Source organism: Rathayibacter sp. AY1E6 (genome assembly GCF_002931115.1).
Taxonomy (GTDB): Bacteria; Actinomycetota; Actinomycetes; order Actinomycetales; family Microbacteriaceae; genus Rathayibacter.
On the sequence record NZ_PSVK01000018.1, the window covers coordinates 15,421 to 29,583 of the forward strand.

The window sequence follows — 14,163 nt, forward strand, 5'->3', positions numbered from 1 at the left end:
GATACCGAGGAGGAATCATGAGCGATGTGATCGCGATCACCGGAGTCACCGGCGACGTCGGCGGCAAGACCTTCGAGCGGCTCGTGGCGGCCGGCGCGCCCGTCCGCGCGATCGTCCGCCGGCCCGAGCAGGCGGCGGCCCTCGCGGCCCGCGGCCTCGACGCACGGATCGCCGACCTCGGCGACGGGGCCGCGCTGACCGCCGCCCTCCGGGGCGCCGACCAGCTCTTCCTGGTCACCGCCGCCACCCCGCGGCAGGCCGAGCACGGCGCCACCGCCGTCCGCGCCGCCCAGGAGGCGGGCGTCCGCGCGCTCGTGCAGCTCTCCGGCGGCGACGCGGCCGAGCACTCGCCGCTCCCCTGGGGCCGCGCGATCTGGCGGACCGACGAGCGGGTGCGCGCCTCCGGGCTGCCCGCGACGATCCTCCACGCCTCGGGCTTCCTGACGAACCTCGAGCCCTCGGCGCCCGCGATCTCGCGCGGTCTGCTCCCGCAGACGATGGGGCGCGGCGTCATCCCGTGGATCGACACCGCCGACATCGCCCGGGTCGCCGCGCACGTCCTCGAGGCGGGAGGGCACACCGGCGCCGAGCCCGTCCTCACCGGACCGGCCCTGCTCGACGGACCCGGCGCCGCCCGCGAGCTGACCGCGGGCCTGGGGCGGCGCGTCCGCTACCTGCACCTGCCCAGCCGCGTGTTCGCCGGGGTCCTGCGCCTCGCCGGCACGTCCGCGTGGCAGGCGGAGGGGCTCCGTCGGCAGTTCGGAGTCGTCGCCCGCCGCGGCCTGGACGGCGTCGACGTGCTCACCGACGAGGTCGAGCGGATCACGGGGACGCCGGCCCGCTCGACGGCCGACTGGGCGCGGTCCCGCCGCTCCGTGCTCCTCGGACGGGAGCAGCCGCGACCCCTGCACGCTCCACCCGGCACCGGTACCCCTACCCGTGGATCCGCCGCAGGCGCATCGTAGGGCTGTGAAGCAGATCCAGTACGCCGGCGCGACCTTCCAGGTGGGGGACGCGGTCGCCGACGCACTCGTCTCCTACGCCTCCGGGCTCGCCGCCCACGGCCGCACCGACAGTGTCGAGCTCCCCGTGCTCGCCGGCGACGGCCACGCGACGGTCGTGACGCTGCTGCTCAACTCCGCGACGAGCCTCTTCGTCTCCGGCGACGCAGGCCTCCTGCCCGGGCTCGACGAGAAGGCGGTCGCCGCCGACCTCCGCCAGCGGACGCAGTGGCTGGACGCGGTCCCGGCGGTCACCGCCGTGGAGCCGAGCGCTCCGGAGGACCTGATCTGGCTCGAGTTCCCGGAGGTCGCGGCCCTGATGGACCCCGAGACCGGCGCCCGCTCCCCCGCGACGCTCCACCTCGTCGAGCACTCGCCGCGCCGCGACTCCCTCGTCTTCACCGTCGTCTACGTCAGCACGCTCGACCGCGACCTGGGCTCGGGGGAGATCCGCCGGCTGCTCGAGACGAGCCGCCGCAACAACGTCGAGCACGGCGTCTCGGGGATGCTCGTCTTCCGCGGCCGCCGCGTGATGCAGCTGCTCGAGGGCGAGGAGTCGGACGTGCGCTCGCTCTACGCGCGGATCCTCGCCGACCCGCGGCACGAGGGCGTGGTCACCGTCTGGACCAGCGTGCACGAGCAGCGCCGGTTCCCGGACTGGTCGATGGGCTTCGACGAGCTCGACCTGCCCGTCGAGCGGCCCGCCTCCTGGCCCGAGCCGGACCTCCCCGAGCAGTCGATCGACGCCGTGGCGGACGACTACCTCCGCCGCCGGTCGGAGGCGCTGCGGAGCGCGCTGGTGAGCAGCGACCCCCTCGTCGCGAGCCTCGCCGTCATCCTGCACGGGCACCGCCCGGAGCGCGTCCTCGAGGGCGGCGCCGGAGTGCGGCTGCGCTGCGCCGAGTGCCGCGCCTTCGACGCCCACGACGGGTACGACTCCTACCCCTGCGCGACCGCGAGGACCGCGATCCAGGCGCTCGAGGCGGCCTGACGCGAGCCGGGCGGCCGTGCGGGATCACCGTCCCGGGCGCTCCGAGCGCACCCCCTTCCGCGGGTCTGCGCAAGCCCGTCCGCTCGCCCCGGCGCGCCTCTAGGGTGAGGCCATGACCGATCCCGGCGCGGCCCGCCACGACGTCCTCATCATCGGCGGCGGCAACGCCGGACTCTCGACCGCGGGGCGGCTGCGGCGCTCCGGAGTGGACGACGTCGCGGTGATCGAGCCCCGGTCGACCCACGTCTACCAGCCGATGCTCTCCCACGTCGCGGGCGGCACCGCACCCGCCTCCGCGGCGACCCGGCCCCAGGGCTCGGTGACGCCGAAGGGGGTCGTCTGGATCCAGGACCGCGTCGAGACGATCGACCCGGTCGCGCACACGGTCACCCTTCTCTCCGACCGCACCGTCGGCTACGGGCAGCTCGTCGTCTGCCCCGGGATCCAGAAGGACTGGGCCGCGGTCCCCGGGCTCCAGGAGGCGATGGACTCGCCGTTCGGAGTGTCCAACTACGAGTACGAGTACGCCCGCAAGGCGTCGCAGGTGCTCCGCGAGGTCCGCTCCGGCACCGTCGTCTTCACGCAGCCCGGCGGCCCCGGCACCTGCTCCGGCGCCTCGCAGAAGCCGATGTACCTCGCCTGCGACTACTGGCGCGCGACCGGCGTCCTCGACCGCATCCGCGTCGTGCTCGTCGTGCCGACCCCCACTCTGTTCGGGATGCCGCTGATCGACTCCGAGCTCGAGCGGAAGGTGGCGGAGTACGGGATCGAGGTCCGCTACGGCCGCGAGCTGGTCGAGGTCGACGCGGCCGAGCGGAGGGTCGTCCTCGCCGTCGACGAGCGCGCGACCGCCCTCCCCGGCCCCGACCGCGCGCGGCGCTCGACCGACGGCCCGCGCGAGACGCTGTCGTACGACGTGCTGCACGCCGTGCCCCCGCAGTCGGCCCCCGACTGGCTGGCCGGCACCGGACTGGCCGCCGAGGGCGACGAGGGCGGCTTCGTCGAGGTCGACCCGCTGACCCTGCGGCACCCGCGGTTCCCCGACGTCTGGGGGCTCGGCGACGCGGCGGCCACGGTCAACTCGAAGTCCGGAGGAGCGCTGCGCCAGCAGACCACCACGCTCGCGAAGAACCTCGTCGCCGCGCAGAAGGGCCGCCCGCTCCCCCGCGTCTACAATGGCTACTCCGTCTGCCCCTTCGTGGTCTCGCGGTCGAGCGTGGTGTTCGCCGAGTTCGACGACCGCTACCGCCCGAAGCCGACCGTCCCCTACTGGACGGGCCTGGCGAAGGAGCGGCGCCTCACCTACCTCGCCGACCGCCGCGTCCTGCCGTGGGTGTACTGGAATCTGATCCTGCAGGGACGGGCCTGAGCGTCCTCTTCCGGACATGTCCGGAAGAGGCGCTTGCCGCTGCCGGAGGCGCTCCCGAGACTGAGGGGTCGGCACCACCGTCCGACGTGCCCCCTCGTCTCCTGGAGGACCCGATGCGGCCCAGCCCGACTCCCGACCGCTCCGGCACCGCGCGATGACGACCGCGCAGGACTGGGGGCCCTCGACCGACGCGGACTCCGCCGGCGGTCCGCCCGCCTCGCGGAGGCAGCGCGTGCGCGCCTGGATGCGCGGCGGCTCCTTCGGGCCGACCGGCCTCACCCGGCGCGGCTGCCTCCTGGTGCTGGCGTCGGTGCTCGTGGTGGCGGTGCCGGTCGTCGCGCTGACGCTCGCGCACGTCGACCCGCACGCGTCGCTGAAGGTCTGGATCCTGGCGATCACGCTGATCGCGCTGGTCGGAGCGCTGCTCCGGGTCGTCGCCGACGCCGGTCCGGACCCGCAGGCCGACCTCGACCGCGCGGGCAAGGCGGTCGGAGCAGTGGCCGCGGCCTACACGGCGCTGGCCGTGATCATCGACTGGGGGATGCTGCACCTCTGAGTCGCGGTCAGCGGGCCTCGTCGCGCGGGTCGTCCGTGCCGCCGGGAGCGCTGCCGATCACGTCCGGTGTGCCGCCGGTGCCGCCCTGCGCGCTCCCGGTCCCGCCCTGCGCCGCTCGCTCGTCCTCGCGCCGGCTGAGCCAGCCCGGGCCCTCGCGCCGCAGCCGCTCCGCCTCCGGACTCGGGACGGGCGGCGCCGCCGGCCGCCGCAGGAGCCGCACCTGCCGGACCGCGCCGAGCACCACTCCGGCGCCGAACAGCGGCAGGCCGAGCAGGAGCACCAGCCACAGCGGCGCGTGCCGGCGTCCGCCGCCGACGACCGCGCCGAGATCCCAGCCCGCGTCCGCCGCCAGCCAGAGCATCCCCGCCACGAAGACGGCGCTCACCAGCGAGAGCGCCCAGGGCTGCGCGAGGAGGAGCGCCTGCGTGCGCTCCGTGCGGAAACCCTTCGCCATGCGCCGATCCTAGGCGGGCGTCAGCCGGCGAGGATCCGGTCGACCAGCCCCTGCGCGTCGCCCTCCGCGGGAACGATCTGCACGGTGTCGCCCTCGATCGGCTGCATGACGGAGAGCGCAGACTCGACCCGGTCGCCCACGCGGAGGAGGAGCCGGGCGTCGGCCCCCTCGTCGATGGCCGCCTGCGAGCCGCGGCGCAGGAGGGCGGCGCCCGCCTCGTCGAACCGGACGTCGACGACCCCCGTGCTCGGATCGGCCTCGACCGCGGCGACGCCCGCGCGGGTGAAGTCCTCGGGATCGACGAGGACCTCCTGCCCGCCGACCGGGACGCACTGCGGATCGGAGCCGGCCTCGCAGAGCGCCGAGACGGCGACCCCCAGGCCGCCGACCGGCTCCGGAGTGGAGGCCGGGGACGCCGCGGGCGACGACCCGGCGGAGCAGCCGGCTAGGGCGAGCAGGAGGAGCGCGGCGGCTCCGGGGGCGGTGCGGCGGATCACGGGGTCTCCTCGGGTCGCGTCGGAGCGCGCCACGATACCGAGGCTCCGGCGCTGCGGCCACTCGGCGGCGCGGCTCGGGCGGAGCAGCTGCGGGCGGAGCGGCCGGTCCGCGGCCCGGCGGGGCAGGCGGCGGCGACCCGCCCCTCAGAGCCGGACGACCAGCTTCACCGCCGACACACCCTCGTGCAGCCGGTCGAGGGCGGGCTGCAGCGCGGCGAGCCCCTCACCCACCACCTCGGGCGCCGGGGCGCAGACGTGACGGCCCTCGGCGAGCGCCGCCGGCAGGTGGTCGCGCCACAGCATCGGCCCCACCTCGTTCGTCATCAGCGAGCCGCCCCAGACGAAGCGGGCGCGGATGCCGCGGCGCCGGGCCGCGATCTGCAGCGCCGCGGTGCCGCCGACCACGCGCAGCATCGTCCGCACGAAGGCGGCGCTGACACCGCGTCGGCGCGGGAGCGAGCCGAACGAGACGGAGGGGCTGGCCAGGGCGACCCGTCGCGCTCCGGTGCCCGCGGCCACCGCCACCGACGGGGCACCGGAACCCGTCCCGATCGCGAGCACCCCCGCGACCTCGTGGCCCGCGAGCGCAGCCACCAGGTCGGCGACGACGGAGGGGCCGCGGTAGTCGAGCACGATCTCGGCGCCCAGCTCGCGCATCCGCTCGTGGTTGCGGGGCGACGCGGTCGTCGCCACGCGGTGCCCGGAGGCGACGGCGAGCTGGATCGCGTTGCTCCCCACGCTCGTCGTCCCGCCCCAGACCACGACCGTCCTGCCCGTCGGCCGGACCGGGACGCTCGGGTGCGGCAGGGCGAGGTGGTCCCGCTGGAACAGCGCCGTCGCCGCCGTCGAGACCGCGAGCGGCAGCACCGCCGCCTCCTCGAAGCCCAGCCGGTCGGGGATCGGCGCCGCCAGGTCCTCGCGCACGACCGTGTACTCCTGGAAGGCGCCCTCGTCGCGGTTCCGCCGCCCGCGCTCCATCCCGACCGCGTACGCGACGACCCGGTCGCCGACGGCGAAGCGCGTCACTCCAGGGCCGACCGCCTCGACCACTCCCGCCACGTCCTCCCCGAGCACCGCCGGGTACGGCACCCACCGGAACATCAGATCGCCCGTCCACTGCTTCATCTCGTCGACCGGATTCACGGCCAGGGCGCCGTTGCGCAGCAGGACCTCCCCCGGACCGGAAACGGGCATCGGAGCGGGGCGGACGACGAGGTCGGCCCGCGGGGCGGTCAGCAGGGCGGCGGCGTTCTCGGGCACGGGCGGCTCCAGTCGGAAGTGATGGCAGGACGTGTCGTCACCCTACTCCTGATGACACGTCGTGTCGTCAGCTATCCTGGGCGGATGTCACGCTGGGCCCCCGATGCCGCCCTCCGCCTCGAGCAGGCGGCGATGGAGCTCTTCGCCGAGCACGGCTACGCGGGCACCACCGTCCCCGCGATCGCGGAGCGCGCCGGGCTCACCACCCGCACCTTCTTCCGCCACTTCGCGGACAAGCGCGACGTCCTCTTCCTCCGCGAGCGCGAGTTCCCCGAGATCGTCGGCCGCCTGCTCGCCGGCGCCCCCGCCGGCCTCGCGCCGATGGACCTCGTGATGCACGGCCTCGAGGCTGCCGCCTCGGGCGACCTCCAGACCTGGCGCGCTCCGATCGCCGCCCGCCGTGCCGTCGTGCGCTCCGAGCCGCAGCTGCGCGAGCGCGAGCTCCTGAAGTCGGCCGCCCTCGCCGAGAGCATGCGCGCCGCCCTCGTCGACGCCGGAGTCGCGCCGGAGGACGCGGCCCTCGCCGCCCTCGCGGCCTCCGCCCTCTTCGACCTCGCCCTGGAGCGCTGGCTCGCCGCGCCAGAGGGGTCCCTCCTGGTCGACGTCCTCCGCGCCGAGCGCGCACGCCTCGGCGCGCTGCTCGCGCGCTGACCCGCACGACGCTGTCGAGGCGTCGCGAACGGTCGTCCTCCGCGGCGGGAGGCGGCCGTTCGTGACGCTTCGGACCGACGAGCGGGGGACGATCCGCTCAGAGCGCCCAGGGGAAGGCGGGGGCGTTCGAGCGGGCGCCCTGCGCGGCCTTCGAGCGGCCGGGCTCGCCGAGCTCGGCGAGCAGCGCCTCCGACTCGCCGACGAGGACCGCGAGCGCGCCGGGCGTGAACCAGTCGGGGCGCAGGGCGAACAGGAGGTCCTCGGTCGCCGTGTTGCCGCTGGCGCCCGGTGCGAAGGGGCAGCCGCCGAGGCCGCCGAGCGCGCCGTCGACCACCGCGGCCCCGGCCTGCACGGCGGCGATCGCGTTCGCGACGCCCGAGCCCCAGGTGTCGTGGCCGTGGAACACGATCTCGCGGGGCGGGGTCTCCGCGGCCACGCGCGAGACGAGCGACGCCACCTGGCCGGCGTGCGCCTGACCGAGCGTGTCGCAGACGACCACGTCGGCCGCTCCCTCCGCCCGCGGGTCGCGCGCGATCGCGAGCACGCGCTCCGGGTCGACCGGGCCCTCGAACGGGCAGGTGAAGGAGGTGGCGATGCACAGCTGGATCCGCCCGCCGACGCTCTCGGCGAGCGCGACCGCCTCCGGCATCGCGGCCAGGCTCGCCTCGGTCGGCCTGCCGACGTTGGCGAGGTTGTGCGAGTCGGACGCCGAGAAGCAGTACTGGAAGCGGCGCGCCCCCGCGGCGGCCGCACGCTCGACGTGGCGCGGAGTCGCGACCCACACCCAGCACCGCTCCAGCTCCTCGGGAGTGAGCGCGGCGATCACGTCGAGGGTGTCGGCCATCGGAGGGACGAGGTCGCCGCGCGCGAGCGAGCCGATCTCGAGCTCGGGCACTCCCGCGGCGAGCAGCGTGCGCGCGAGGTCGACCTTGCGCTCGGTCGTCAGGAGCTTGCCGGTGAGCTGCAGGCCGTCGCGGAGGGTGACGTCTCGCAGGCGCGCGGAGGCGAGCGCGGTCACCGGCCGGCCTCCTCGGCAGCGGCGGCGGAGGGAGCGGCAGGAGCCCCGCCGGCGGAGGGAGCAGCGGTACCGGTGCGCCGGAGCATCCCCAGCACCTCCTCGGTGTCCTGGCCCAGGTCGGGCGCGAGCGAGCGGATGGGGAGGGAGCGGCCGCCGAGCACCGGCACGATCCCCGGGAAGCCCACGCCGCGCAGAGTGCCGCCGGCGTCCTCGACGTCGAAGGCCTGGATCATGTCGCGCGCCGCGTACTGCTCGCTCGCGCTGATGTCGGCGGCCGTGTAGATCGGGCCGGAGGGGACGCCCTCGTCGTCGAGGACCGCGAGCGCCTCGGCGGCGGTGCGGCCCGCCGTCCACGCGCCGATCACCGCGTCCAGCTCGTCGCGCCGGGCCCAGCGCTGCTCGTTCGAGGCGAGCGCCGGGTCCTCGCCCAGGTCGGCGCGGCCGATCACCGCCATCAGCCGCTGGAAGATCGCGTCCGCGTTCCCCGCGATCACGATGCTCGCCCCGTCGGCGCAGGTGTAGGCGTTGGTCGGGGCGATGCCCTCCATCCGCCCGCCGACGCGCTCCCGGACGATGCCGTGCGCCTGGAAGTCGGGGATCAGCGACTCCGTCATCGAGAACATCGCCTCGTGCAGCGCCACGTCGACGACCCGCTCCGCCAGCGGTGCCGGATCCAGCCCCGCGGAGCGGCGGGTCTCGCGTTGGAACAGCGCCATCATCACTCCGTAGCCCGCGTACAGCCCGGCGATCGAGTCGCCGATCGAGACGCCGACGCGCACGGGCGGCCGGTCCGGGTCGCCGACCAGCTCGCGGAACCCGCCCATCGCCTCCGCGACCGCCGCGAATCCGGGCCGGGCCGACAGCGGGCCGGTCTGCCCGAACGCGGAGATGCGTCCGATCACGATGCCGTGCCGGGCCTCGTCGAGCACGTCCGGCCCGATCCCCCAGCGCTCGAGCGTGCCGGGCCGGAAGTTCTCGAGCACCACGTCGCACTCGGCGACCAGGCGGCGGACGGCGTCGCGCCCCTCGTCCGTGCGCAGGTCGAGCGCGATCGAGCGCTTGTTGCGGTTGATCGTGTGGAAGAGGAGCGAGGTCTCGGACCCCTCGTGCAGCCGCCAGCGGCGCAGCTCGTCCCCCGTGCCGGGCCGCTCCACCTTGATCACCTCGGCGCCGAAGTCGGCGAGCAGCCGGCCCGCGGTGGGCGCCGCGATGAAGTTGCCGAGCTCGAGGACGCGGACGCCCGCGAGCGGGAGGGGTGCTGTCATGGCACGGCCTTTCGCTCCCGTCGAGGCTAGCGCGGAGGACGGCGCCACCCCCTGCCCTCACGCGGACGCCCGACCTACACTTGCCGGACATCATGCGCAGACACACCCTCACTCCGCGACCGGACTGGCGAGCCCGCTGCGACGAGATCGGCTTCAGCTTCTACGACCTCCCCTCCGAGGGCGGCCGCCCCTACTGGAACGAGTCCGCGGCGTACTCCTTCGAGCCCGCCGAGATCGACCTGCTCGAGCGCACGACCTCGGAGCTCTTCGACCTCTGCATGGAGGCGTGCGAGCTCGTGGTGCGGAAGGGCCGCTTCGCCGAGTTCGGCATCCCGCCCCGCTTCCACGAGCTGGTGCGCACCTCGTGGGACGAGGACGACCCCACGGTCTACGGCCGCTTCGATCTCGCCTACGACGGCGCGGGCGCGGTGAAGCTGCTCGAGTTCAACGCCGACACCCCGACCTCGCTGGTCGAGACCGCCGCGGCCCAGTGGCAGTGGCTCGTCGAGACGAAGGGTCCCGACGCCGACCAGTTCAACAGCCTGCACGAGCAGCTCGTCGAGCAGTGGCGCCACCTCCGCCTCGAGCGCTGGAGCCTCGACGAGGGCGCCCGGCTGCACCTCGCGTCGCTGCACGACTCCGGAGACGGCGAGCTGATCGTCGAGGACGCCGACACCGTCGCCTACATGGCCGAGACCGCGGCGCAGGCCGGCTTCGACCCCAAGCTGATCTTCGTCGAGGACATCCGCTACGAGCTCGACGGCGCCGGCTTCCTCGACGGCGACGGCGAGCCGATCCGCCACGTCTTCAAGCTGTACCCGTGGGAGTGGATGCTCGGCGAGCAGTTCGGCGGCCTCCTCCTCGACCGGCGCGAGCGCACCCGCTGGGTCGAGCCGGCGTGGAAGCTCCTGCTCAGCAACAAGCAGCTGCTGGTGGTGCTGTGGGAGATGTTCCGCGGCCACCCGAACCTGCTGCCCGCCTCCGTGCATCCGCTACCCGGCACCGCGCAGGTGCGCAAGCCGCGCCTGGGCCGGGAGGGCGCGAACGTGACGGTCCTCGACGCCGACGGCTCGGTCGTCGCCGAGAACGGCGGGAGCTACGGCGCCGAGGGCTTCATCCACCAGGAGCGCGCCGAACTGGCCCGGGTCGACGGGAAGACCGTCGTCATCGGCAGCTGGATCGTCGGCGAGACCCCGGCCGGCATCGACGTGCGCGAGACGAGCGGCCTGATCACCGGCGACCTGGCGGAGTTCGTGCCCCACTACATCGAGGGCGGACGGAGCGACGGGGCCGCGGACGCCGCGTCGGCCGCCTCCCGCCCCGGGCACGCCTCCACCCCCGCCTACGGCGCTCCCGCGCTCGGCACCCCCGCGCCCGAGTACGGCGCCCCCGAGCACGACCGGCCGCAGGACACCCGCGCGGCCCGCCCGCAGGACGAGGAGACCCGATGACGGACGACGACCGCACCCCCGGCGATTCCGGGATGCCGAGCTCCGGGAACGACTGGGGCAGCCGCGAGCCCGAGGCGGGCTCCGGCACGCCGAGCGGCGGCTCGAGCGGCGGCACCGGCCGCGGCGACGGCTCCACCCGCACCGCTCCCCACCGCTCCCGGAGCGTGGGCATCAGCGGCATCGCGAAGAACCGCCGCGGCCTGCTCATCGGCGGCGCGGTCGCGGTCGGCGCGGTCGGCCTCGCCGTCGCCCTCGCGAACGGCGGCCCCTCGACCGACGGCGTCGTCGCCACGGGAGCCGACGGCCAGGACTACGTCATCCCCGAGAACGCCGAGCGCCCCGTCTATGCGAGCCGCGAGGACTGCCTCGCCGACGTGCGGGAGCAGATCGCCCAGCTCCAGGCGCAGGGCGAGGAGGTCGGCGACGACCCCGAGCAGCTGTGCGAGGCGACCGACGAGTACCGCGGGCACTACGCCGGCGGCTTCTGGCTCGGCCCGCTGATCTTCGCGTCCTCGCGCTGGAACTCGACGCGGGCGACCAGCTGGGCGCCCGTCGCGTCCGGCGGCTTCGCGGCCCGCGGAGCGACCCAGCCCGACGTCGTGCAGCGCGCGCCGGCCGGCTCGACCGTCGGCTCGAAGGCGACCCTCTCGGGCGGCTTCGGCTCCTCCGGCAAGTCCGGCTTCGGCTCCACCGTCGGCGGCTGACCGCAGCGCACCTCCGCCCTCGCGCCCGGGACGCGGGGCGAGACATCCGCCGAGACACCGCTCGCACGCCGGCCGTCTCGACGACCACGGGGACGGCTCGCCGCCGCTCCCGCTCTCAGGAGGAGGGCGTCGCGCTCGGGAAGAAGTGCCGCTCGACGGGATCGCCGTCGGCGTGGGTCAGCGCCGCCGCGCGGATCTCGCGGTCGCGGCCGGTCAGCCGCTGGGTTTCCTGCCGCCGGAACTCGCCCCACGAGGGCACCATGAACGTCTCCAGCTGCACGTCGGCCTCCTCCCCGCTCCGGTAGAGCGCCCACCGCGAGGCGCCGGTCCGGCGGCGGGAGCTCTCCAGCAGCCGCATGGCCGATCGGAAGTCCGCGAGGGAGCCGGGGCGGACCGTCCACGAGATCTGCACCATCACCGGCCCGTCCGTCGGCTCCGGCTCGAACACCAGCGTGGGCGTGGGCCACGACATCGAGATGCTGCGGTCGACGGTGCCCGTCCCCGGCAGCAGGGGCAGCACCCGCACGCTGGCCGCCACGAGGAGGAGCAGAGCGGCCGCCGCGGCGTACGCGGGCGCGGTGCCGAGCACCTGCGCGGCCAGGCCCCAGCCGATCGAGCCGACCGCCATGGTCCCCATGAAGACCAGGATGTAGATCGAGGCTCCGCGGGACCGCACCCACTGCGGCAGCGTGAGCTGCAGCGCCGCGTTCAGCACGGTGAGGGTGCCGATCCACGCCAGCCCCGCGAGGACCAGCAGCAGCAGGGCCGGAACGAGGGGCAGGAAGGCCGCCGCGAGAGTCCCCGCCGCGAACAGCACGGCGCTCGCCCCGATGACGACGTCGTCCGAGAGCTTCCGGCGGGCGAGCGGCAGGGCGAAGACGCCGAGCACGGCACCGGCACCGAGGGCCCCGAGGAGGAAGCCGTAGCCGCTGGAGTCGAGCTGGAGGCGCTTCGCGGTGAGCGGCAGCAGCGCCCAGAGCGCACTGGCCGGCAGGGCGAAGAGCGCGGAGCGGAGGAGGATCCGGCGGACGAGGTGCGCGGAGGCGACGTACCGGATCCCTCCCTTCAGCGCGGCGCCGAACTGCTCGCGGTCGTCGAGGCCGGTCTGCGTCGGCCGCTTCCACCAGAGCAGAGCGAGCACGGCGCCGATGAAGCTCAGGGCGTTGATGCCGAAGACCACCGGAGCGCCGAACGCCGAGAGGACGACTCCCGCCAGGGCCGGGCCGACCGCGCGGGCGCCGTTCACCGTCACGCCGCCGAGGGCCGACGACGCCGCGATCAGGTTCCGGGGCACGAGCTCCGGCTGGATCGCCTGCCAGGCGGGCGAGGTCAGGGTGGAGGTGATGCCGAGGAGGAAGGTGAAGGCCAGGATCGTCCACGGCGTCAGCGCGCCGACCGCCGCCACGACCGTCAGAGCGGCCGCCAGCAGCGCGCTGGCCGACGACCCCCAGATGAGCAGCCGCCGCCGGTCGAGCGAGTCGGCCAGCACGCCCGCGGGGAGGGCGACGAGGATCGAGGGCGCCAGGCTGGCCGTCTGCACGAGCGCGACGACCGCCGCGCCCGCGGCCGCCTCGACCAGGTACCACTGGGCTCCGACGGTCTGCATCCAGGTGCCGATGTTGCTGCCCAGCTGGGCGAACCACAGCACGCGGAAGGCGGTGATTGCCATGGGCGCCCAGGCCGACGGCTGCGCCGGCGCGGACGTCTGCGCCGGGGCGGCAGGAGCCGGAGCGACGTCCTCAGTCACGGGGCACGGCCTGCCGCACCGAGAAGAGGTTGCCGAACGGGTCCAGCAGCTGGCACAGCCGCTCCCCCGTGAACACCGTCTTCGGACCGCGGTGGGCGACGGCGCCGTTCGCCGTCCAGTCGGCGACGACGGCGTCGACGTCGGGGACCGTCCAGTACGGGCTCGTGCCGTCGGGTCCGGGCCGGTTCAGCTCGTCCCGCTCGTGCAGCGTCAGGCGGGTGCCGTCCAGGTCGTAGGCCACGAGCGCCTCGCCGCGGACGACGGGCTCGCGCCCGAGCCGCGCCGAGTACCAGTCGATCGCGGCGTCGAGGTCGTCGACGAAGTAGAAGACGTTTCCGACTCCGGCGAACTCCGTCGTCGTCATGCTCGGGCCGGCGGGAGGGCGTCGCGGAGGAAGGCGAGCGAGGGGCCGATGGCCGCCTCCGTGTACCCCTCGGCGTGACGGGTGCCCGGGATCAGCTGCAGCGTGCTGGCGACTCCGACCGCGGAGAGCGCCGCCTGCATGGCCTGCGCGTCGCTCACGGGGACGAACTCGCCGAGCGAGTTGGCCAGGAACACCGGCCCGCCGTCCGGGGAGGCGTGGCGCGTCGTGGAGGCGGCGGTGAGCAGCCCGCGGTCGCCCCCGACCTCGTTGAGGATCGTCCAGCGCAGGAAGGCGTCGTTCCGGCCGGTCTGGTTGATGTCGGCGCTCTTCATGGCGTCGAGGTCCTGCGTCGTCGGCGTGGCCGGGAGGTCGTCGGTCGCCTCGACGATGCCGAGGAGGTCGAACATCCCCGACCAGCTGACGGCGGGCCGGCCGGTGGCGATCGCGGCCTCCACGACCAGGTTCCCGCCCGCCGATCCGCCGAAGAACGCCAGTCTGCTCCGGTCGAACGCCCACTCGGACGCGACCGCCCACCGCTCCGCGGCGAGCACGTCGTCCCTGCTGGCCGGGAAGACCGAGTCCGGAGCCTCGCGGTAGTCCGCCGCGAACACGAGGTAGCCGGCGTCGACCAGCATCGTCGCGAGCGCCCGCTCCTTGCTCTTGTCCCCCCGGAACCACCCGCCGCCGTGGATCAGCACGACGGCCGGCCGAGCGGCGTCCTCGGCCGGGGACACCGACCTGCTGTACACGTCCAGCACCTGCGGCGACGACCCCCCTTCGACGTACGGAACCCCGATGCTCACTGACGGCTCGTCCGACACGGTGACCCCCTCCG

Annotated in this window: 15 protein-coding genes; 7 read left to right on the plus strand and 8 right to left on the minus strand. The window is 75.1% G+C overall.

Translation table 11 applies throughout. The features are described 5' to 3' along the window. Nucleotides 1-17: 17 nt before the first annotated feature. From C5C46_RS13055 to C5C46_RS13070, 4 genes are all read left to right on the plus strand, one after another. Nucleotides 18-965 (plus strand): NAD(P)H-binding protein, encoded by a 948-nt coding sequence (locus C5C46_RS13055; protein WP_104226996.1) that lies wholly within the window; start codon nucleotides 18-20, stop codon nucleotides 963-965. A gap of 4 nt (nucleotides 966-969) precedes the next feature. Next, entirely contained in the window at nucleotides 970-1,992 is a 1,023-nt protein-coding gene (locus tag C5C46_RS13060) for a BLUF domain-containing protein (protein ID WP_104226997.1), read from the plus strand. A gap of 112 nt (nucleotides 1,993-2,104) precedes the next feature. Continuing rightward, the gene (locus C5C46_RS13065; RefSeq protein WP_104226998.1) at nucleotides 2,105-3,361 is read left to right on the plus strand and encodes an NAD(P)/FAD-dependent oxidoreductase; all 1,257 of its coding nucleotides are present in this window, start codon (nucleotides 2,105-2,107) and stop codon (nucleotides 3,359-3,361) included. A gap of 154 nt (nucleotides 3,362-3,515) precedes the next feature. Further along, the gene (locus C5C46_RS13070; RefSeq protein ID WP_104226999.1) at nucleotides 3,516-3,917 is read left to right on the plus strand and encodes a hypothetical protein; all 402 of its coding nucleotides are present in this window, start codon (nucleotides 3,516-3,518) and stop codon (nucleotides 3,915-3,917) included. Nucleotides 3,918-3,924: 7 nt separating this feature from the next. Here the strand turns inward: C5C46_RS13070 and C5C46_RS13075 are convergent, their stop codons facing one another. From C5C46_RS13075 to C5C46_RS13085, 3 genes are all read right to left on the minus strand, one after another. After that, nucleotides 3,925-4,371, minus strand: a complete 447-nt coding sequence (locus tag C5C46_RS13075; protein ID WP_104227000.1) for a hypothetical protein — start codon at nucleotides 4,369-4,371, stop codon at nucleotides 3,925-3,927. A gap of 20 nt (nucleotides 4,372-4,391) precedes the next feature. Next, nucleotides 4,392-4,868: a hypothetical protein gene (locus C5C46_RS13080; RefSeq protein WP_104227001.1), complete on the minus strand. Its 477-nt coding sequence runs from the start codon at nucleotides 4,866-4,868 to the stop codon at nucleotides 4,392-4,394. Nucleotides 4,869-5,012: 144 nt separating this feature from the next. Continuing rightward, nucleotides 5,013-6,128, minus strand: coding sequence for a zinc-binding alcohol dehydrogenase family protein (locus tag C5C46_RS13085; RefSeq protein WP_104227002.1), 1,116 nt, complete (start codon nucleotides 6,126-6,128; stop codon nucleotides 5,013-5,015). An 84-nt stretch (nucleotides 6,129-6,212) separates the two neighbouring features. Between C5C46_RS13085 and C5C46_RS13090 the strand changes: the two genes are divergently transcribed. Beyond that, nucleotides 6,213-6,779 (plus strand): TetR/AcrR family transcriptional regulator, encoded by a 567-nt coding sequence (locus tag C5C46_RS13090; protein ID WP_159940693.1) that lies wholly within the window; start codon nucleotides 6,213-6,215, stop codon nucleotides 6,777-6,779. Between the two features lie 97 nt (nucleotides 6,780-6,876). On the opposite strand, the gene C5C46_RS13095 is transcribed toward C5C46_RS13090, so the two are convergent. Further along, the gene (locus C5C46_RS13095; RefSeq protein WP_181127749.1) at nucleotides 6,877-7,797 is read right to left on the minus strand and encodes a hydroxymethylglutaryl-CoA lyase; all 921 of its coding nucleotides are present in this window, start codon (nucleotides 7,795-7,797) and stop codon (nucleotides 6,877-6,879) included. Next, a complete protein-coding gene (locus tag C5C46_RS13100; RefSeq protein WP_104227004.1) occupies nucleotides 7,794-9,062 on the minus strand; it encodes a CaiB/BaiF CoA-transferase family protein in 1,269 nt (422 codons plus the stop codon). Before C5C46_RS13100 ends, C5C46_RS13095 begins: the two co-directional genes overlap by 4 nt. 92 nt (nucleotides 9,063-9,154) lie before the next feature. Here C5C46_RS13100 and C5C46_RS13105 point away from each other — a divergent pair, with 92 nt between their 5' ends. Continuing rightward, complete coding sequence (locus tag C5C46_RS13105) at nucleotides 9,155-10,513, plus strand: glutathionylspermidine synthase family protein (protein WP_104227005.1); 1,359 nt, start codon at nucleotides 9,155-9,157, stop codon at nucleotides 10,511-10,513. After that, nucleotides 10,510-11,217: a hypothetical protein gene (locus C5C46_RS13110; protein ID WP_104227006.1), complete on the plus strand. Its 708-nt coding sequence runs from the start codon at nucleotides 10,510-10,512 to the stop codon at nucleotides 11,215-11,217. The genes C5C46_RS13105 and C5C46_RS13110 overlap by 4 nt, the downstream gene beginning before the upstream one ends. Nucleotides 11,218-11,332: 115 nt before the next feature. Here the strand turns inward: C5C46_RS13110 and C5C46_RS13115 are convergent, their stop codons facing one another. Genes C5C46_RS13115 through C5C46_RS13125 form a run of 3 tightly spaced genes read right to left on the minus strand, consistent with a single transcriptional unit; the run spans nucleotide 11,333 to nucleotide 14,062 of the window. After that, the gene (locus C5C46_RS13115) at nucleotides 11,333-12,964 is read right to left on the minus strand and encodes an MFS transporter (RefSeq protein WP_258059487.1); all 1,632 of its coding nucleotides are present in this window, start codon (nucleotides 12,962-12,964) and stop codon (nucleotides 11,333-11,335) included. Further along, nucleotides 12,957-13,328: a VOC family protein gene (locus C5C46_RS13120; protein ID WP_104222402.1), complete on the minus strand. Its 372-nt coding sequence runs from the start codon at nucleotides 13,326-13,328 to the stop codon at nucleotides 12,957-12,959. Before C5C46_RS13120 ends, C5C46_RS13115 begins: the two co-directional genes overlap by 8 nt. Continuing rightward, nucleotides 13,325-14,062: an alpha/beta hydrolase gene (locus C5C46_RS13125; protein WP_159940689.1), complete on the minus strand. Its 738-nt coding sequence runs from the start codon at nucleotides 14,060-14,062 to the stop codon at nucleotides 13,325-13,327. The genes C5C46_RS13120 and C5C46_RS13125 overlap by 4 nt, the downstream gene beginning before the upstream one ends. Between the last annotated feature and the right edge of the window lie 101 nt (nucleotides 14,063-14,163).